Annotated in this window: 17 protein-coding genes; 14 read left to right on the forward strand and 3 right to left on the reverse strand. The window is 69.9% G+C overall.

The features are described 5' to 3' along the window. The first annotated feature begins 224 nt into the window (after window positions 1-224). The 13 genes from SPOPO_RS0109745 to SPOPO_RS0109805 all read left to right on the forward strand — a co-directional run bounded on the left by SPOPO_RS0109745 (window position 225) and on the right by SPOPO_RS0109805 (window position 14,096). A complete protein-coding gene (locus SPOPO_RS0109745; protein ID WP_281168157.1) occupies window positions 225-698 on the forward strand; it encodes a type IV pilus modification PilV family protein in 474 nt (157 codons plus the stop codon). 11 nt (window positions 699-709) lie between these two features. After that, window positions 710-1,366, forward strand: coding sequence for a PulJ/GspJ family protein (locus tag SPOPO_RS0109750; RefSeq protein WP_019874591.1), 657 nt, complete (start codon window positions 710-712; stop codon window positions 1,364-1,366). Window positions 1,367-1,380: 14 nt separating this feature from the next. Continuing rightward, complete coding sequence (locus SPOPO_RS0109755; protein WP_156869751.1) at window positions 1,381-3,414, forward strand: hypothetical protein; 2,034 nt, start codon at window positions 1,381-1,383, stop codon at window positions 3,412-3,414. A gap of 17 nt (window positions 3,415-3,431) precedes the next feature. Beyond that, complete coding sequence (locus SPOPO_RS0109760) at window positions 3,432-3,764, forward strand: hypothetical protein (RefSeq protein WP_019874593.1); 333 nt, start codon at window positions 3,432-3,434, stop codon at window positions 3,762-3,764. A 58-nt stretch (window positions 3,765-3,822) separates the two neighbouring features. Next, window positions 3,823-4,323, forward strand: coding sequence for a GspH/FimT family pseudopilin (locus tag SPOPO_RS0109765; RefSeq protein ID WP_019874594.1), 501 nt, complete (start codon window positions 3,823-3,825; stop codon window positions 4,321-4,323). Beyond that, window positions 4,316-6,127: a type IV pilus modification PilV family protein gene (locus SPOPO_RS0109770; RefSeq protein ID WP_084670967.1), complete on the forward strand. Its 1,812-nt coding sequence runs from the start codon at window positions 4,316-4,318 to the stop codon at window positions 6,125-6,127. The genes SPOPO_RS0109765 and SPOPO_RS0109770 overlap by 8 nt, the downstream gene beginning before the upstream one ends. Continuing rightward, a complete protein-coding gene (locus SPOPO_RS0109775) occupies window positions 6,124-6,789 on the forward strand; it encodes a PilW family protein (RefSeq protein ID WP_019874596.1) in 666 nt (221 codons plus the stop codon). The genes SPOPO_RS0109770 and SPOPO_RS0109775 overlap by 4 nt, the downstream gene beginning before the upstream one ends. A gap of 14 nt (window positions 6,790-6,803) precedes the next feature. Continuing rightward, entirely contained in the window at window positions 6,804-8,234 is a 1,431-nt protein-coding gene (locus SPOPO_RS0109780; protein ID WP_156869753.1) for a hypothetical protein, read from the forward strand. 189 nt (window positions 8,235-8,423) lie between these two features. After that, entirely contained in the window at window positions 8,424-9,815 is a 1,392-nt protein-coding gene (locus SPOPO_RS0109785; protein WP_156869755.1) for a carboxypeptidase-like regulatory domain-containing protein, read from the forward strand. Next, entirely contained in the window at window positions 9,812-10,591 is a 780-nt protein-coding gene (locus SPOPO_RS0109790) for a PulJ/GspJ family protein (protein WP_019874599.1), read from the forward strand. Before SPOPO_RS0109785 ends, SPOPO_RS0109790 begins: the two co-directional genes overlap by 4 nt. Beyond that, entirely contained in the window at window positions 10,588-12,330 is a 1,743-nt protein-coding gene (locus SPOPO_RS0109795) for a hypothetical protein (RefSeq protein ID WP_019874600.1), read from the forward strand. The genes SPOPO_RS0109790 and SPOPO_RS0109795 overlap by 4 nt, the downstream gene beginning before the upstream one ends. A 75-nt stretch (window positions 12,331-12,405) precedes the next feature. Beyond that, on the forward strand, window positions 12,406-13,317 hold the full coding sequence (locus SPOPO_RS0109800; protein ID WP_019874601.1) for a hypothetical protein: 912 nt from the start codon (window positions 12,406-12,408) through the stop codon (window positions 13,315-13,317). Beyond that, entirely contained in the window at window positions 13,314-14,096 is a 783-nt protein-coding gene (locus SPOPO_RS0109805; protein ID WP_019874602.1) for a GAF domain-containing protein, read from the forward strand. Before SPOPO_RS0109800 ends, SPOPO_RS0109805 begins: the two co-directional genes overlap by 4 nt. A gap of 58 nt (window positions 14,097-14,154) precedes the next feature. Here the strand turns inward: SPOPO_RS0109805 and SPOPO_RS0109810 are convergent, their stop codons facing one another. The 3 genes from SPOPO_RS0109810 to SPOPO_RS0109820 all read right to left on the reverse strand — a co-directional run bounded on the left by SPOPO_RS0109810 (window position 14,155) and on the right by SPOPO_RS0109820 (window position 19,086). Continuing rightward, window positions 14,155-15,372, reverse strand: a complete 1,218-nt coding sequence (locus tag SPOPO_RS0109810) for a type II secretion system F family protein (RefSeq protein WP_019874603.1) — start codon at window positions 15,370-15,372, stop codon at window positions 14,155-14,157. Between the two features lie 53 nt (window positions 15,373-15,425). Continuing rightward, window positions 15,426-16,715 carry a type IV pilus twitching motility protein PilT gene (locus tag SPOPO_RS0109815; protein ID WP_019874604.1) on the reverse strand — a complete coding sequence of 430 codons (1,290 nt, stop codon included), beginning with the start codon at window positions 16,713-16,715 and terminating at the stop codon, window positions 15,426-15,428. Between the two features lie 118 nt (window positions 16,716-16,833). Then, window positions 16,834-19,086, reverse strand: coding sequence for an MMPL family transporter (locus SPOPO_RS0109820; RefSeq protein ID WP_019874605.1), 2,253 nt, complete (start codon window positions 19,084-19,086; stop codon window positions 16,834-16,836). 120 nt (window positions 19,087-19,206) lie between these two features. On the opposite strand from SPOPO_RS0109820, the gene SPOPO_RS0109825 reads away from it, so the two are divergent. Continuing rightward, the gene (locus SPOPO_RS0109825; protein WP_019874606.1) at window positions 19,207-19,932 is read left to right on the forward strand and encodes a TetR/AcrR family transcriptional regulator; all 726 of its coding nucleotides are present in this window, start codon (window positions 19,207-19,209) and stop codon (window positions 19,930-19,932) included. Window positions 19,933-19,940 lie beyond the last annotated feature (8 nt).

A 19,940-nucleotide genomic window follows, 5' to 3' on the forward strand; every position in this document is an offset into this window, starting at 1 on the left:
GGGATCGGTCCAAGTCGGACCCTGCGGGTGGCGAGAGATCCTCCGTACGGACGATGCCGGCTGTCCCTTTAGAGCCGAATTGCCCGGGAATGACGTACCGTCAGCCAACGATCTCGGCCAACTCCCAGGGACTGCCCAGGACCTTGGTCCCGGGCCGACTCAAGTACAGAGCGTGAAAATCCGAAGCTTCCTGCGGTTTGGCAGGTCGGACTTTGGAGATTTGCGTGGCCGCAGTCCCCGAAGGTGACGGAGCCAACAGGCAGCGAACGCGTCGTGGAGCTCGCGACGCGGGGTTCAGCCTGGTGGAGATCATCGTCGCCCTGAGCGTGTTCGCCGTGCTCGCGGTCGCGTGCGTGACGATCGCCGTCGACTCGCTGCACACCGCCGGGGACAACCGCGACCGCGTCCGGGCGGCCAACCTCGCCTCCGCCGAGATCGAGCGGAGCCGCGCGCTGTTCCGCGTCTCCCGCGGCTCGATCCCGGAGACGACGCAGACGACGACGAAGAATGTCGACGGCATCGGGTACACGGTCGAGCGCCGCGCCACCTGGCTGGACACCGCCGGCCGCGACGCACACCCGACCACCGGCGTCTCGTACACCGCGGCGACCGGCAACGTGCTGCGCGTCGAGGTCTCGGTCCGCTGGCCCTCGCTCGGCGACCGGCCACCCGTCATCAACGCGACGGTGCTGTCGTGAGGCGGGCCGTCATGAAGCAGGTGCGTCGGGACGCCGGGCTCTCGCTGATCGAGGTGATGGTCGGCGTCGTCATCTTCACCGTCGTCGGGGGGCTGCTCACGACGCTCGTCATCGACATGCTCCGCAGCAGCGCCGGCACCAGCTCCCGGCTCACGGGCGTGAACAGCGTCCGCGTCGCGCTCGACGCGGTGACGAAGAGCCTGCGGACCGCGGTCCGCCCCGAGCAGATCAACTCCGCCTGCGCGACGAACTGCGACTCCGCGTTTCTGACGGCCGGGTCGAACTCGGTCACCTTCTACGCCAACTACGGCGAGGCCGGGAAGGCGCAGTTGACGACCTATCGCGTCGAGGCCGACCCCGACCACGCCGGCACCGCCCGCCTGGTCGAGGAGACATTCGCCGCGGCGGCGCCGGGCGGATCGCCGTCGACGACCTGCGGGGTCGGCTGCACGAAGCGCGTCCTCGCGCGCGGTCTGACCTGGCCGCTCACCGCGACCGACCCGGTCTTCGACTTCGCCGACGAGCACTGCGCGGACTTTGACGCCGTTGTCCCGCTCACCCGGATCTCCTGCGTGCTGATCGATGTGCCGATTGCGGGTTCGCAGCTGGACAAAGGCACCAGCGCCACCGCGACCGTGTTCCTGCCCAACTCCGTGATGGGACGCTGACGATGCTTCAGTTCTTGTCGAAGCGACGTTTCCGCCGTAACCGGGGCGACGGCGGCTATGCGCTGTTGCCGGTCGTCGGCCTCGGCACGGCGATCGTGCTCACGGTCGGCGTCGTCGGCGGTTATGCCGTGCAGGGCATGCAGAGCTCCGGACGGTCCCAGGGCTTCAACGCCGCGATCCAGGCCGCCCAGGCCGGTGTCGACGACTTCGTCGCCAAGCTGCGCGCCAACCCGAGCCTGACCACCGCGACGACCACGGCGTGGACGCCGATCGCCGGCTCCGTCGACGGCGCCGGCAACACGTGCACCGGGACCGACGCGACGCTGCCGCCGAACTGCCCGCGCTTCAAGTACAGCGCGGTCCCGGCGGGTGGCGAGTGGACCGTGACGGCCACCGGGAAATCCCGCGGCCAGGAGCGGACCGTGAAGGTGACGCTGAAGAAGCGCGGCTTCACCGACTACCTGTACTTCTCCGAGAGCGAGGCGGCGGACCCCAACGACCGCCTCGCGTACCCGAACATCCCGCTGCTCGGGCTGACCGGCGCGCCGGCGGGGTGCCAGTACAAGTCGTGGTCCGAGAACGGGCAGCCGACCCGGCCGGCCTCCGGGTGCGTCCTGCCGAGGTGGCGGGCGGACGACAGCACCGACGGCAGTCGCGTGCATACCCGTGACGTCTTCCGCGCGACGGGGTCGCCGTCGTTCAACAGCCTCGTGAGCGCGTCGACGCCCACCTGCGCCACGTCCGCGTCGAACTGCGTCGTGGGTGGCTCGCCGAGCTACGGCAAGGGCAACCCCAGCTACGCCGACGACCTGACGATGCCGACGGTGCTGACCTCCGACATCGCCGCGGCGGCCGCCACCGCGACCGGGTGCACGTACTCCGGCCCGACTCGCATCAAGTTCCTCGAGGGGGCCAACGCCGGGAAGATGCAGGTCTGGAGCCCGTACTCGACGTTCGCGACCACCGCGGACCGCGACCGGTGCATGGGCGGTGCGGCGCCGAACCTGCTCGGGCTCAACCTCGACATCAAGGTGCGGACGGGTTCCGGTGGCAACCTGAACATCGTCAGCGGCCTGCTCGGGGGGCTGGCGAACCTCTTGCTCGGCACCACGTGCCTACTGCTCGGCCTCGGCTGCCCGAGCACGGTGAACCTCTCGCTGAGCAACATCCTCTCCGGGAACCTGCTCGGTGACCTCACCTCGGGAATCCTCCCCTCGAACCCCACACCGGTCGCCATCCCGAGCGCGATCTACGTTCAGGACCTCGCGTCGCCGCCCCCCGGCCTCACCGCCACCGTGCAGTGCCTGCTGGGTTCGGCCGCCGGCCTCGGGCTCTACAACCTCGACGTCGCCGCCACGGTGAACGGCGCCCTGCTCTCGCCGTCCGACTGCCGCGCCGCCGACGTGCGCGTCAGCGGCAAGTACCAGGGCAAGACCACGATCGGCACCGAAGGCAAGATCACGATCCTGAGCGACCTCACGGCCACCACGGAGAACGACCGTCTCGGCCTGGTCGCCGACGGGCCGGTCGAGGTCTACAACTCGCTGCAGTGCCTGCTCTCGCTCGGCACCTGCGCGTCGCTGAGCGACCTGTCGGGTCTCGTCCCCAGCGTGCTCGGGCTGCTCAACAGCGGGTCCATCACGCACCTGCAGCTGACCAACGTGCTGAACTCGCTCGGGATCAACAAGCCGGTGACCGTCGACGCGGCCATCGTCACGGGCGGCCATTTCGGCGTGCAGATGCCGCTGCTCAGCCCGGTCGCGAACGTCAGCCTGCTCAACAACCTGATCGCGATCAACATCGATCCGCCGACCCTGCAGCTCAACGGCTCGCTGGCCCAGCGGTACAAGGGCATCATGGCGGCCGACCTGCTGAAGCTCGGCGTGAACGCCCTGGGCATCGACGTCGCCGGCGCCGGCGTCGACATGGGCTTCGACTTCAAGATGAAGTACAACAGCAAGCTCAAGAGCGACCCCCCGCCGTACCTGCCCGCCCCGGGCGGCGCCACGTGGGACCCGCAGACCTTCGCCGAGGTCAAGGCGTCGTGACCGATGAGCGCTGAGGCGTGAACCTCGTCGGCATCTGCGTGGCGGCGGCGACGGTGGGCGTGCTCACCGCCGTCGTCGCTTCCGCCGCCCCGCGGTGGACCTCGGACGCTCAGGATCGGGCCGAGCAGGCCGAACGGCAACTCGTGCTCCGGGACGCGCAGCAGCGGGCGGTGGGAGAGGACCGACCCATGTGCGTCGAGCGCGAGTCCGGCCGTTGGACCGTGCGACCCGCGGAGTGCGACGTCGACAGCGCCGGCACCACCGTCTTTCCGGACGGATCGGTCACGGCGGGACGAGACGTGATCAACACTGCTCCGAGGTTCAGATCACCGACGCATCGGCCGAAGTAACCCGTGACGCGGATGCACCGCCGCGTCCCGACACGAGGTCAGGCCGGGAGCCGCAGTGATGGGGAACGTCGCGAGGAGAGTCCGCGCGTCGAGCGGCTCCGCCGCGGGCTTCACCCTGGTCGAGCTCTGCTCAAGCTTGATGATCTTCGGGATTCTCTCCGCCATCGGCGTCACGACGCTGCACAGCTGGACCGCCGGGTCCCGGCACACCGCGACCACCTCCGCCCTTGAGGCGCTGCTTCGTCAGACCCAGCAGCGGGCGGTGACCGAGGGCCGCACTCTGTGCATCGACTTCGACCTCGCGGCGCAGAGCTGGTCCGTCCTGCGCGGATCCTGCACGGGTACCGGGCAGGTCCTGATCGACGGGCCGATCCGCGTCGAGGACGGGGTGCGTATCGCCTCCGCGACGTTCGCCGCCGGTGCCTCGACGATCGACGGGATCACCTTCTATCCGCGGGGCACGGCCACGCCGGGCTCGATCACGATCACCCGTGAGGGATCGGACCGGGTCGACACCCTGACCGTGGAGGGCCTCACCGGACGGGTGGCCCGTGACTGAGCTACGTCGGGTGGGACGGTGGCAGCGACTGCGGCGGCGCTTCGCGCTGCGGCGCTCCGACGCCGGGTTCAGCCTCTTCGAGGTCGTTGTCGCGATCACGCTGCTCGGCATCACCATGGCCGCGGTCGGACCGCAGATGATGGCGTCGATCCGCGCCTCCGGGAACGCGAAGCTCGCCTCCCAGGCGAAGGGCCTGCTCCAGGGTCATCTGGACGCCATGCGCACCCTGCCGTTCCGCGTCACGCCGACCGCCGGTGACCACCGCGATCTGCTCGACACCTACTTCCGCAACGTCAGCGCGCCGACGACGGCGCCGTCGTGCGGGACGGGAACTCCGAACCCGCCGCAGGCGAGCTGGAGCGGGTACGTCTCCGCGAGCAGCACCGCGCGCTGTTCGTACGAGCCGGCGGGCGTCCCCATGTACCGCAAGGTGTTCGCGCCGGGCACCGGAGACATGCCACCGAGCTTCGCGATCGTCCTCAACACCTCCTTCGTCTCGCCCGGCACCACGCCGTTGGTGCTCACGCCCCCGGCCGGCTTCGACAGCCAGGTCGCAGGCAAGGACCGGCCGCCGTCCTCGCAGGTCGGCGTCACGGCCACCGTGCTCTACCGCGACCACGACCGCTGGAAGCCGGTGACGGTCTACACGCAGATCGCGTCGCGCACGCCCTCGGAGACGCGCCTCAAGCTCGACGCGCAGGGCACCGCGATCGAGGTCGGGTCGGCCCGGTCCAACGGGGAGAACATCACCCTGACCGGCGGGATGCTCGACCTCTCCGGCTCGCTCTCCACGACCAGTTCCGCCCGCGCGAACCTGACCGCGATGACCGCGTCGAGTTCGCTGACCGGACGTCAGTCCGGGGCGGCGCTGTCGGTCTCGGCGCCGTACACGAACATCGCGAACCTCAACGCGTCCGTCGGATCGCTCGGTTCCGGGTGCTCCGACCCGTGCTGGACCGCCACCGCCATCACCCCGTTCGTGCTCGCGGCCGACAACGGCCTGCCGCGGGCCGGCGTGAACGGCCTGGCCGGGTTCCTCAACCCGGTGCAGACCGTCAGCGTCGACGGGTTCTCGTTCCGGGCCGAGGCGCCGACCCTCCCCGGTCTCGAGCCGGACCGGCCGCTGGTCTACGTGAACGCGCTGCCGACGGTGGGCAGCCTCCTGCCGGACGTGCTCGGCAGCCTGTACAACTGCGCGTTCAGCGTGACCGCGCCGCTGTCCCGCATCACCGGCAGCGGTTACATCAACAGCACCGACGAGCAGGCGCCGTCCAATCCCCTGTCGGCCGAGGCCTGCGGCGGCGCGCACGCGAGCGTCGTCCGCGTGCTGCCGACCGCGCAGGCGCCGGACGGTCTCATCCGCATCACCGCGCGTTCGGCCGCCCGGTGCCGGGTCACCGGTGTCGCGCACACGGCGAGCACGGAGGTCAGCTACCGCGCCGACGTCGAGTACTGGAAGTGGACGCCGGTCCTGGACCTGTTCGGCAAGCCGCTGCTCGGCCTCGGCGTCGGCCAGTACGTCCACGCCGGGACCATCACGCCGAACACGACGGAGGACCCGCTCGCGGCGATCCCGCTGAGCACGCCGGTGAGCAACGACCACGAACTGGGTGACTACATCGAGTCCCTGACGGGGTTGACCAAGGACCGCGTCACGAACGTCGCGGCCAACCACGTCGCCGAGGTGACGATCCCGGCGCTGGTGAACGTCCAGACCCAGCCGGTGGGCGGGGCGTCGGCGCCGTCGACGGCGGTCTCCATGGCGGTCGGCGCCTCCAGCTGCCGTGCCGAGGACAACCGATGACCGCGCGGCTGCGCGAGTCGCGGGACCAGGGGTTCACGATCGTCGAACTCCTCGTCGCGATGGTGCTGACGAGCGTCATCGGGGCGCTGCTGCTCGGCGCCGCTCTCGGCGCTCGCAAGGTCACCGACGACGCGCGGCTCAACAGCGAGCTCACCGCCGACGTGCGGCGCGCGATGGAGCGGCTCGTCCGCGAGCTGCGCCAGGCCGGCACGCTGCTCCAGGTCGATCTCCCCTCGACGCCGACGGCGCCAACCGCAATCACCTTCTGGGCGGACTTCGACAACGACGCGCACCAGGACTACGACGCCGCCGACCCGGAGGTCCTCACCTACCGCTACACGCCGGGGACAGGCCAGATCACGCTGACGGTCAACGACGCGGCCGGTCACGCGGTGACGACGCCGATCCTGGCCGAGAACGTCACCCGGTTCACGCTCTCGCTGCGCAGCAGCCAGTGGCAGTACGACCGCAACGCCGACGGGATCGTCGACTGGGAGGAGCTGGACGCCACGCCGGCCCCGGTCGGCAACCAGAACGGCAAGCCGGACGGCGCCGAGCTCGCCCGGATCGACTCCGTCGTGCTGCAGGTCGCGGTGTTCCGCGGCGGGCGGCAGCAGGAGTACCGGACCCAGGTCGACTTCCGGAACCGGCACATCGCCTGATGCGGAGATATCTGATGAGACGTCGGCACTCTGCTCGCGGTGCGCGCTTCGGAGAGGCGCGTGACCGCGGCACCGCGATGCTCATGACGATGTCGGTCATGATGCTGGTGACGACGCTGGCCGGCGTCGGTGCGACGATGGCGGTGCGGGACATGCGCGGCGCCGGCGAGGCGCAGCAGGCGGGGCGCGCGCTCGACGCGGCCGAGGCCGGCGTCGCCCAGGCCGTCGCGTACATCCGGGCCAACGGAACGCGCCGAGTCGTCTGCAACCTGACGACTTGTCCGACGAACCCGTGGAGCGCGTCGAACCCGGTGTCCGCAGAGGTGCGCGGCGGCGGGCGCTGGACCGCCACGATCAAGCCGGTGCTGATCAACAACGGCGACGACGGCGACCGCTACGTGGTGCGTTCGACCGGCGTCGCCGGTGGCCCGGCGGAGCGGACCATCGAGGTCGAGGTGACCGTGGCGCCGGTGGACCTCCCCAAGGGGATCTTCGGGCGCACCGTCAACCTCGGCGGCACCGTCGACCTGCACCAGATCAGCATCTTCAGCACCGGCTGCGTCTACAAGCGCGACAAGGTGGCGACCCACTTCGAGTCGGGCCTCGACGCCGCCTACGGCGTGCCGGTCGGCGTTCACTCCTCGCAGATCATCACCGAGTCGCAGGGCAGCGGACAGTACTGCGCGAACACCAACAAGCCGATCCACGGCGGGCTCGACCTGCTCGGCGCCTCGCTCAAGCCGTGCAACAGCAAGTACCCGTACGACCAGGACCGTCTCGGTGGGGCACTGACCGGGCTGAGCGCGCTGCTCGACCCGCTCGGGCTCTGCGGCGTCGCCGCGGGCCAGACGCCGTACCAGCCGCGCGACCTCGACCTGGACGGCAAGCTCGACGTCAACGGCTCGTTCCTGCGCGACGACGAGGCGTTGTTCCGGACGTTCAACATCAAGCGGCCGGCGCTGACCGACTCCGAGCTCGAGCAATTGAAGACGATGGCGCAGGCGCAGGGCACCTACTACACGTCGACCACCTGGACCGTCCCGGACGGCAGCGTCAACCCGCACACCGTGCTGTTCTTCGACCTGAACGCGAATCAGACCGTCGACCTCAAGCCGCTCGACGGGTCGCTGTGGTCGCGTGGTCGCATCACCGACGCGAACAGTCCGATGTGCCTCGACGCGTCGCTGCTGATCGTGGTCCAGGGCGGCAACGCGCGACTGAACGGGAACACCCAGCTCGCGGCGTCGCTGTACCTCTCCGGGGCCGCTCCCGGCGGGCAGCTGTTCAAAGCCAACGGCACCGCGAACCACATCGGCATGCTTTATGCGGACACCATCGACATGACGGGCACGTTCAACGCCTCGCTCGACGCCTGCTACGTCGCGAACCCGCCGCCGTCCCTGTTCGACGTGAACCCGGGAACGTACCGCGAGCTCGACCGCTGACCGTTCCTTGACATAACCCAAACCTGCGGATCCTCAACCGGACCAAAGTCCCGACCGACAAGGCCATTAGCACGGTTGACCCGCACGACGCGCCGTACCGACAAAGGTCACGCCAGGACGGCTGGACCCGGTTCGGATCGTTCCCAGGGCGGCGACCTGCGGACACGGATGTCCGACTGGGAGCGAAGCATGTTTTGGCGCAAGGCACGTCGTACCGAGGGGCCGCCCCGCGACCGCGGGTTCAGCGTGGCCGAGGTCGTCGTGGCGTTCGGGATCTTCGCGATCGTCGGCACCACGGTCTCCACCGGTCTGATCGACGTCATGCAGGTGACCACCGACGACCGGAACCGGGTCCGCGCCGCGGCGCTCGCAGCCCGCGAGATCGACATCGCCCGCTCCGCGTTCAACTCCCCGGCGATCGGCCCGAAGCAGGTCGAGGCCGGCGAGGTCGTCAACCACAACCCGCTGCCCGGTGGGGCGGTCGGTCAGCCGCTGCTGATCGACGGCGTCCCGTTCACCGTGAAGCGCGTCGCCGAGTGGACGCAGCAGGGGGCGGCGAACGGCCCCTGCGACGTCGACGCGGGCGGGGGCAACGCGCCCCTCGCGTACCTGCGCGTGACGGCCGAGGTGTCGTGGCCGAACATGGGCTCGACGCAATCGGTGAAGTCGAGCACGCTGCTGACGCCGCCCCTCGGCACCTTCGCCCAGGGCACCGGCCACCTTCGCGTCACGGTCGTCGACCAGACCGGCGAGCGGGTCGAGGGCCGGCAGGTCACCCTGAACGGGCCAGGCGGCACCGACACCCAGACCACCGCGGACGGGGGCTGTTCCTTCTTCGCCGGTCTCCCGGTGGGGACCTACACCGCGAGCGTCTCGGCGCCCAACGGGATCGACCGCACGACCTGGGGGCCGAGTTCGACGCAGACGGTCACGGTTCTCGCGAACGCCATCGCGCAGGCGAACCTCGCTTACGCCACCGCGGCCGACGTCGAGGCCGCGCTCGCGCCCAGCCTGCCGGAGTTTCCCCCGGCGAAGAACATCCCGTTGACCGCGGCGAACACGGCCTTCACGCCGAACGGTCGTCGGGTTCTGCCCGGGGACGGACCGATCCGGAGCTTCCGCGCCTGGCCCTTCCCGGACGGCATCGACCTGTGGGCCGGCTCGTGCAACGACGCCGACCCGATCGTGACCGGCGGCGAGCGCCAGGATCCCGTCGTGCTCACGCCGGGGACGTCGACGACCGCCAACGTGCCCCTGGTGCCCGTCACGGTGCACGTGCGCCTCGCGCTGTGGCTGCTCGCCGTTCCCGATGCGTCGGTCTACGCCGTGCACGCCAAGGACCAGAGCACGGGCTGCGCGACCACCGTCAGCGATCCAGTCAGTGGCGGGTCGGGCGCGGGAGAGGTGCTGGAGCTGCCGGTGAAGACCGATTCCTCCGGGATGGTTCGCATTTCGCTTCCCTACGGCCGTTGGCAGATCAAGGTGAAGAACTTCCTGCCCCACCTCGGTGGCTGGCCGACGATCGACCTCCGGGCCGACCAGCCCGGGCCCCAGGTCGTGACGGCGAACGTATTGCTGTGACCACCATGATGATGATCCGTCAGTTGCTGGCCGGACTACGTCGCCGCCACGGCGACCGGGGTATCACGCTCGTGGAGATCATGACCTCGACCGTGCTGGCCGCGACGCTCGGCGGCATGGTGACCATGCTCGTGATCAGCACGCAACGGCAGACGGCCGCGGGCGAGATCCGCATGGCCGACCTCGACTCGGCCCGCGTCGGCATGGACGCCCTGACCCGCGTGCTGCGCACCGCGGTGCAGCCCGCGCAGCTCCAGGTCGGGTGCGGCAGCTGCATCGGACCGGCGTCCGTGTCGACCGCGCTGACGGCGGCGGAGGGCGACCGGCTGCAGTTGTTCGCGAACCTCGGTGACCCGACCGGGCCGTTCCTGATCACCTTCGCCGCGGAGGAGGAGAACGGGAAGTGGGTGCTGACCCAGAAGACCCAGCGTCCGGACGTCGGCAGCGCGCCGAACTTCCGCTACACGCCGTGCATCCCGAAGCAAGCCGGGTGTCGGATCAGCGTCCGTACCCTCGTGCGCGGGCTGGACTGGCCGTCTCCGACACCGATGTTCGTGTACCGCGACAACGCCGCCGACGTGCTCACCCCGCCGGGGGCTCGCCCGGGCCTGACGCCGGATCAGCTCCTGATTGTCGACTCGATCGACATCACCCTGCCGGTCCGTACCCCGAACGGTGTCGGTGCCGGCGGGTTCCTGTCCGCAACCCGCGTGACACTGCCCAACGCCTCCACGTCCGTGCTCGCCACGGCCGTTCCGGTGCCAGAGCCGTCATGACGGAACGCCTGCGCGCACTGCTGGAGCGCCATCGCCGCAACGACGCCGGCATGAGCATGATCCTCGTGCTCGGCTACGGGACCATTCTCTCGCTCATGCTCGGCCTACTGACCGACCGAGCGATCGAGTCGATGTCGGACGCGCGGCGCAGCACCGACTACCACGCGGCGCTCGCAGCCGCCCAGGCCGGCGTCGACGACTACGTCTCGCGCCTGAATGCCAACAACGTCTACTGGCAGACTCTCGACTGCTCGAACCTCGCGATGCGCCGGCCCCTGGGCGGAGCTTGCGGGTGGGGGGCGAGCACTGCGATCGGATGGGTTCCGGTGCCCGGAGCCCGCGACCCGAAGGGCGTCCTCTGCTCCACCACGCCGACCCCGCTGAACTGCGCGCGTTACCACTACGAGGCGGACACCTCGTCGACCGGGACGAACGGCTCGATCACCGTGGTGTCGACGGGGAAGGTGCGCGACGAGACGCGCACGGTCCGGGTCGTCGTGCAGCGCAAGGGTTTCGGTGACTTCCTCTACTACTCCGACATCGAGTCCACGGACCCGGCGAACACCTACGTGTACGACGGCAACCCGATGAGCAGCTCGCAGGCGGCCGTGTACTGCGCGCGCTACTACTGGGGCTCGCCGGCGCGGAACTCGTCCTGCCAGGACATCCAGTTCATCACCGGTGACCGCATCAACGGCCCGCTGCACAGCAACGACGCGATCCTGCTCCAGGGCAACCCGGTGTTCGCCGGCACCGCCTCGACCGCGTGGCCGAACTGCGCGCCGAGCTCGAACGGCAAGCCCAAGCCGGTCGCGAACTGCTACCGCGCGAACGGCACGGCGAACCCGACCTTCGCGCGCAGCCTCACCTACCTCGGCATGATCACGCTGCCGCCGTCGAACACCAGCCTCCGCTCCCAGACCGTGGCCGCCACCAGCGTCGGCACCCCTGGATGTCTGTTCACGGGACCGACCCGGATCAAGTTCGAGTCGAACGGCAAGATGCGGGTCTGGAGCCCGTACACCCTGACCAGCCCGGCCACCTGCGGCGGCAACAAGCCGGACAACGTCCAGGTGAACGTGCCCGACAACAACGTGATCTACGTGCAGAACCTGCCGGCGACGCAGTCCTCGCCGAAGGCCAGTGCCGCGTGCAGCGTCAAGACCCTTCTCGACCTCACCACCGCGTCCAACCCGGACAACTCCGTCGCGAAGTACTCCTGCCGGGACGGGAACGCGTTCGTCAGTGGAATCCTCAAGGGCCGTGTGACGATCGGTGCCGACAACAACATCTACGTGACGGACAACCAGACCTACGCCACCGGCCACAACGGCAACGACAGTCTCGGGCTGGTCGCGAACAACTCGGTGCTGATCTGGCACCCGATGTCCTGCAACTCGTGCGACACCATCAACGAGCTGCGTGGCGCCACGGATCTGTACCCGAACCGGCCGAAGACCTTGAAGCTGGAGGCCGCGATCCTCTCCCTGCAGCACAGCTTCGGCGTCGAGCTCTACAACATGGGCGCACCGCTGGACAACCTGCAGGTGTACGGCTCGATCTCGCAGAAGTACCGCGGGGCGGTGGGGACGACCGGGTCCGGATGGCGGACCGGGTACCTCAAGGACTACAACTACGACACCCGCCTGCGGTACGCCCCGCCGCCGTTCTACCTCAACCCGGTGCAAACCGCGTTCGGCCAGGCCACGTTTGCGGAGATCCCCGCCGCGTACTCCTGAGCTGCGGGACCTTCGGCCCTGTGTTCCGCGCTCGCCGGCGGCGACCATGGAACGGCCAGTGAGCGGAAGGTGTCCATGACCGTCGAGCACGACCGCACACCGGATCTGACCCGGGTGCTGCCGGCGGTGCTGCGCCGCGCGGCCGTCCGGGCGACGCTCGCCGCCTCGGTGCGGAACAGCCAGCCCTGGCGGCTGGTGCTCCACCCGGACCGACTGGTGGTGCGCGCCGACCGGTCCCGTCGGCTGCCTGTCTTTGATCCGACGGGGCGTCAGCTCCTGCTCAGCTGCGGCGCCGCGGTCTTCAACGCCCGGGTCGCCCTCGCGGCGGCCGGGATCGGTGACGAGGTGACCTGGGGCCCCGACGCCTTGGGCACCGGGGACGTCGACGACCTCGCAATGCTGCGCCCGGCACCGGACATCACCGACCCGGACCTCGTCCTGGCCGGTCTGGACTGGGCCACGCTGCGGCGGCGGTCCTCGTGGGGCCCGTTCACCACCCCGGCCGAGCCGGCCCTCGTCGCGGCCCTCGTCGCGGCTGCGAGGGCCGAAGGAGCTGATCTGGTCGCGATGGACCCCGCGGCGGCCGCCCGAGCCGCCCGCGTGGCCGCGGTCGTGCTGGACGCCGACGCGGCCTACCTCGCCGAGCTGCGGGCCTGGCGGGCCGGGGCGACGTGGATTCCTGACGACCTGGACTGGCGGACGAGCACGTGTCTGGTCCTCAGCACCCCCACCGACAGCCCCGCGGCCTGGCTGCGCGCGGGAGAGGCGCTGCAGCGTGTCCTGCTGACCGCGACCGCGCTCGACACGGCCGCGCACGTGCTGAGCCTGCCGATCGAGGTCCCGGCCGCCCGGCACATGGTCGAGGTTGCCGCCGGCTGTCCCGGGTACGCCCACCTCGTGGTGCGCGTCGGATGCGCGCCCGCAGCGCCCGCCTCGGCCCGCCGTCGCCTGGTGGACGTCATCCGCACGGTGGGAGCGGGGACATGAACAACCTGGAGACCTCCGCGGACGGCCTCGCGCTGTACGCCGCCGAGCAGCGGCGCCGCGAGTGGCTCCAGGCGTCCATCGAGGTGACGCGCAGCCTGCTCTCCGTCGGCGGGGAGGAGCCCCTACACGCCGTCGCGCGGGCCGCGAACTCGATCGCCGGCGCGGACATCACGCTGGTCCTGCTGCCCACACCCGCGGGCGACGAGCTGATGATCGAGGTCGCGCACGGGGAGAACACCGAGGACCTCGTCGGCGTCGTCGTCGACGCCCAGCACTCGATCTCGGGCGAGGTGATCCGCACCGGGCAACCGGTGCTGGCCGCCGACGTTGCCGAGCGCCCCAACGGCGTCGAGCAGGTCCGTCGCAGCGGTCCGATGGTGATGGTCGGCCCGGTCATGGTCGTCCCGCTCTTCGGCGAGCAGGGCGCCCGCGGGGCTCTTCTGATCGCGCGCACGTGCGGTGGGGAGCCCTTCGACCACGAGGACCTCGAGCTCGCGACCTCGTTCGCGAACCACGCCGCCGTCGCCCTCGAGCTCGCCGACGCCCGCGAGTCCCAGCAGCGCATGATCCTGTTGGAGGACCGCCACCGCATCGCTGCCGACCTGCACGACCACGTCCTGCAGCGCCTCTTCGCCGCCGGCATGACGATGCAGGCGATGACGGCGTCCGTCGGCGCCCCCCACGCCGACCGGCTCGAGGAGCTCATCACCGACACCGACGAGACCATCGCCCAGATCCGCGCCGTCATCCACGACCTGAACGACCTGCGCTCGTTCTAGCCGTTGACGTCCGAAGAAGTGGCTGCTGTTGCAGCCACTTCTTCGGACGTAAGGGCAGTTACTGGATGAGGTCGAAGATCTTGAAGATCGGGAGGTACAGGGCGACGATCATCGACCCGACGACGGTGCCGAGGAAGGCGATCATCAGCGGCTCGATGAGGGCGGTCAGAGACTCGGTGGTCGCCTCGACCTCCTGGTCGTAGAACTCGCCGATCTTGCCGAGCATGTCGTCGAGGGCGCCGGTCTCCTCACCGGAGGCCATCATGTGCACGACCATCGACGGGAAGACCTCGTGCTGGCTGAGCGGGCCGGAGATGGACTCACCGGACTTCACCGAGTCCTTCACCTGCTCCAGGGCGCGACTGATGACGACGTTGCCGCTGGAGTCACCGGTGATCTCGAGGGCGGTGAGGATCGGGACGCCGGACTTGAGCAGCGTGCTCAGCGTCCGCGCGAACCGGGCGAGCGCGACCTTCTGGAAGAGCTTGCCGAAGACGGGCAGCTTCAGCTTGAGCGGGTCGACGACGTTGCGCACCTGCTCGGTCTGGCCGTACTTCCGCCAGGCCCACAGGCCGGCGACGGTGAGGATCGCCAGCATCGGTGCCAGGAACTTCATCCATCCCGAGAGCGTGACGAGGATTCGCGTCGGGAGCGGCAGGGTGCCACCCAGGGTGGCGAACATGTCCTTGAAGATCGGCACGACGAACAGCAGCATGCCGATGACCATGAGGATGGCGAGGATCAGTACGACGACCGGATAGGTCATCGCGGCCTTGATCTTGCCGCGGAGCTTGACCTCGGACTCGAAGTTGTCGGCGATCTGACGCATGCTCTGGTCGAGGAAGCCGCCGGCCTCACCGGCACGGACCATGCTGACCATCAGCGGCGGGAACACCTTGGGGTGCTTCGCGAACGCTGCCGAGATCGACGAGCCGGCTTCGACGTCGGTCTTCACCAGGCGCAGGACGCGCTTGAGCTCACCGTTCTCCGACTGCTCCGACAGGATCGTCAGCGTGCGCAGCATCGACAGGCCCGCGTTGATCATCGTCGCGAACTGGCGCGAGAAGATCGCGAGATCCTTGAGCTTCACGCGCTCGCGACCGAACAGGCGGATCTCCCGGTCCAGACCGGTGTTCGCCTGCTTGATCTCCAGCGGGCGGTAGCCCATCGACCGGAGCTTGTCGGCGACCGCGCTCTCGCTGTCGGCCTCGACCTTGCCCTCGACCAGCTTCCCGCGGTTGTCCTTGACCTTGTACGCGTACTGCGTTGCTGCCATTCAGTGCTCCTGCACTCGGTGTCGGTAGCGGGTGTCGGTGGAAACCGGCGGGATCAGAGCGAGAGCGGTGCGTTGAGGCCGCTGCTCTGGACGGGGGGACGGCGCAGCAGAGACCCCGTCAGCTGCAGCAGGTCCTCCTTGTTCGTGCAGTGCTCGAGCGCGGTGTCGAGCGTGATCCGGTGGGCCCGCACCAGGTCCGCCAGGTGCGCGTTGAGGGTCTGCATGCCGTCACGGGCGCCGGCCTGCAGGGCGCCGGGGATCTGCGGGAGCTTGTCGTCGCGGATCATCGCGCGGATGCCGGGCGTGCAGACCATGATCTCGACGGCCGCGACCCGGCCGACGCCGTCGGCGGTACGGCACAGCGTCTGACACACGACGCCCTGGAGCGTCGCGGCGAGCTGCGTGCGGATCTGCTGCTGCTGTTCCGCCGGAAAGACGTCGACCACACGGGTGATCGTGTCCTGCGCCGACTGCGTGTGCAGGGTCGCGAAGACGAGGTGACCGGTCTCCGCCGCGGTGAGCGCGACCGAGATCGTGTCGAGGTCCCGGAGCTCACCGACGAGGATGACGTCGGGGTCCTGACGCAGGACGTGCTTGAGCGCGTTGCGGAACGAGTGGGTGTCGCCGCCGACCTCGCGCTGGTTCACGATCGAGCGCTTGTGCTGGTGGAGGAACTCGATCGGGTCCTCGATGGTCATGATGTGGTCGTGCCGGGTCGAGTTGATCTGGTCGATGATCGCGGCGAGCGTCGTCGACTTGCCCGAACCGGTGGGACCGGTGACCAGCACGAGTCCACGCTTGAGCTCGGCGAACGACCCGATGACCGCCGGCATGTTCAGCTGGCCGAGTCCCTTGATCTCCCAGGGGATCACGCGGAGCACGGCACCGATCGACTCGCGCTGCTGGAAGATGTTCATGCGGAAGCGGGCGTGCCCGGGCAGCGCGTAGGCGAGGTCGAGTTCGAGATTCTCCTCGAAGACCTTGCGCTGACGCTCAGTCAGGATTCCGTAGATCAGCTCGCGCAGGGTGTCGCCGGTCAGCACCGGCTGGTCCTCGACCGGCGTGACCTTGCCGAGGTGCCGCACGACCGGCGGCGCCCCGGCGGTCAGGTGCAGGTCGGAACCGCCGAGCTCGAGCAGGTGCAGCAGCAGTTCGTCGAGGTCGACGCGCTTGTTCGCGATCGCCTCCTCGCGGGCCCGGGCCGCCTCCTCCGCGGCCTCGGCGGCGGCGGCGATCGCGGCCGCCTGGTGCTCGGCGGTCAGTGCGTGCACCGCGAGCTCGTGCGTCGAGGCGAGCGCGTCCGCGATCTCGTACTGGGCAAGCAGGTCGGGCGTCTGCTCCACGCGAGGGCCTTCCGTCGACGCAGGACTGAGGTGATGCGCGGAATGCACATCACCTCAGTCTTTTCGTCCTCCGGAGGCCGGGCCTTGAGTCCCGACGCGAACCCGATGCGATCCGGACCTATCCGGACACCGGCGTCGGAATCGGGACGTTCTCCTCGTAGAGGGGATCGACGTCCGTCCCGACGTACACCGGGTCGACGGTCGGCAGGATGATCGGCACCAGCTGCGGCCGCCGGAGCGGTTCCTCCGCGACGAACCCGTCGCCCTCACGGAACCCGTAGCGCTCCCACACTCGGCGCAGCGGGGCGGGGGCCCACCAGTTCGCCGTGCCCAGCAGGCGCATCGTGGCCGGGACGAGCAGGCCGCGGACGATGGTCGCGTCGACGAGAATCGCGATCACCAGCCCGACGCCGATCATCTTGATGAACGTGATGCCGGACGTCGCGAACGCGCCGATGACGACGATCAGCAGCAGCGCGGCGCTGGTGATGATCCCCCCGGTGCGGGCGAGCCCCGTCGCGACGGACGCGGTGTTGTCGCCGGTGCGGTCCCACTCCTCGCGGATCCGCGAGAGCAGGAACACCTCGTAGTCCATCGAGAGCCCGAATGCGATCGCGAGCATGAGGATCGGGTTCGACGCCTCGACCGCTCCGGTCGGGGTGAAGTCGAGCAGGCCGGACAGGTGCCCGTCCTGGAAGATCCACACCACCGCACCGAACGCGGCGCCGAGCGAGAGCACGTTCATGGCCAGGGCCTTGAGGGGCAGCACCACGGACCCGAACGCCGCGAACAGCAGCAGCAGGGTGACGATCCCGACGAACAGGGCCATCCAGGGCAGCGTGCCGCGCAGACCCGCGAGCAGGTCGACGAGTTCGGCGCTCTCGCCGCCGACCAGCACCTCGGTCCCCGCCGGGGCGTGAACGCCCCGGATGTCGGCGACCAGGTCGCGCGCCGCCGGCGAGGTCGGCAGCTCGTCGTGGTGGACGGCGATCCGCACTGCGCCGTCACCGCCGGCGGTGATCTCGGCCCCGGTCACTCCGGGCAGGCTGCGCAGCCGGTCGACGTAGGTCGTCGCGGTCCCGGCGTCCGCCCCGTCGAGCACCACGTCGATCGTTGCGCTCGGGTCGGCCGGGAACTGGCTCGCGAGCTTCTCGTCGACGACGCGGCTCTCCGTGCCCGTGGGCAGGACGCGGGAGTCGACGCCGCCGAACTCCGCGCGCAGGAACGGGGTCCCGAGCAGGAGCAGCAGCGCGATCACCGCACCGGCGACGGCGAGCGGCCGGCGCATGACGCCGTGCGCGACCCGCGCCCAGACACCGCCGGTCGAACCGCCGGCGCGCCGCCAGGGTCGCGGCACGCGCAGCGCGTCGATGCGGTGCCCGAGCAGGCCGAGCAGAGCCGGCAGGACGGTGAGTGCCCCGATCATCGCGACCAGCACGGCCGCCATGCCGCCGAAGCCCATCGACTGCAGGAACGGCTGCGGGAACAGCAGCAGGGAGGCCAGCGAGACGGCGACGGTCAGGCCGGAGAACGCGACGGTGCGGCCGGCGGTCGCCATCGTCCGCACGAGGGCGTCCTCGACGGTCGCGGCGCGGGGCAGCTCCTCGCGGAACCGGCTGACGACGAACAGCGCGTAGTCGACGGCCAGACCCAGCCCGAGCATCGTGACGATGTTGATCGCGAAGATCGAGACGTCCGTGAACAGCGTCAGCACGTGCAGCATCGTGAACGCGCCGAGGATCGCGAGCCCGCCGATCACGAGCGGCATCGCCGCTGCGGTCAGGCTGCCGAAGACGATCACCAGGAGCAGGAAGACGATCGGCAGCGACAGGGCTTCGGCCCGTGCGATGTCGGACTCGACCTGGCTGCTGATGTCGGAGAACACGGCCGAGGGGCCGCCGAGCTCGGTCTGCAGCCCCGGCGCTCGCAGGTGGTCGCGGACGGCGGCGAAGGCCTCCTCCTTCTCCTCGTCGCTCACGCCGGCGAGCGTCACGGCGGCGAAGGTGGAGTGGCGGTCGGCGGAGACGAAGGCCTCGGACCCGGTGCTCCAGTAGGTCGAGAACCCGGCGACCTCGGCCGCGGGAAGGTCCTGCAGGGTCTGGACGACGGTGTTGCGGAAGCCCGTGTCGTCGACGGTCCGGTCCGGGTCGGTGTAGACCGCGACGACGTCGACATCCCCGGTGCCGCCGGACATCGCCTCGATGCGGGTCAGGGCCCGGGCCGACTCGCTGTCCGGGTCCTCGAACCCGCCCTGGGACAGGGCCGAGAACACGCCGGTGCCCCAGGTCACGGCCACGAGGACGAAGAGGCCGGCGAGCCCGAGGACCCAGCGACGGGAACGGTAGGTCCGGCGTCCGAGTGCCTCGAACATCGCGGCTCCTTCTGCGGTGAGCGGAGTTCACCGGAGTGAACGGTGTATAGCTAACGGTGTAAACTCTGTGTACGCTGTTCGCAGTTGTCAAGAGCAATGTCGGACCGGGAGTGGACGAGCGTGGACACGGCAGCGGGGACGCGGCGCGAGCGACTGCGCGGGTCGACGCTCGACGAGATCCTGGGCGTGGCCCGCCGACAGCTCGTCGCGGGCGGCCCGACGGCGATCTCGCTGCGGGCGATCGCCCGGGAGATGGGCATGACCGCGCCGGCGCTGTACCGGTACTTCGAGAGCCTCGACAAGCTGATCGAGGCCCTCGTCGCGGCCTGCTACGACGACCTGACGGCCGAACTGGAGGCCGAGCGCGACCGGCACCTCGACCAGCCCGTCGGCGTGCGCATGATCGAGTGCAGCCGGGCGTTCCGACGCTGGGCCCTGGCCCACGCCCCGGAGTTCAGCCTGCTGTTCGGGACGCCGATCCCGGACGTCAGCACCGAGCCCGAGGGCGCCTCGGAGGAGGCCGGCCGCCGTTTCGGTGCAGTGTTCGGCGCGATGTTCGTCGAGCTGTGGGCGACCAGGCCCTTCGCCGTCCCGGCGGACGACGAGATCGAGCCGCGGCTCGCCGAGGGCCTGCGCGAGTGCCGGACGAAGATGGGCATCGGCGACCTCCCGCTCGGGGCCGTGCTCGCCTACATGTCCAGCTGGGTCAAGCTCTACGGCGCGGTCACCATGGAGGTGTTCGGGCACCTCAAGTTCGCGACCGAGGACGGCGAGCCGCTCTTCGAACTGACGCTCCGGGAGATCGGAACGACCCTGGGCATCGAGCTCGCCCAGGGTCGTTCCTGATTGTCTGT

The organism is Sporichthya polymorpha DSM 43042, assembly GCF_000384115.1.
Taxonomy (GTDB): Bacteria; Actinomycetota; Actinomycetes; order Sporichthyales; family Sporichthyaceae; genus Sporichthya; species Sporichthya polymorpha.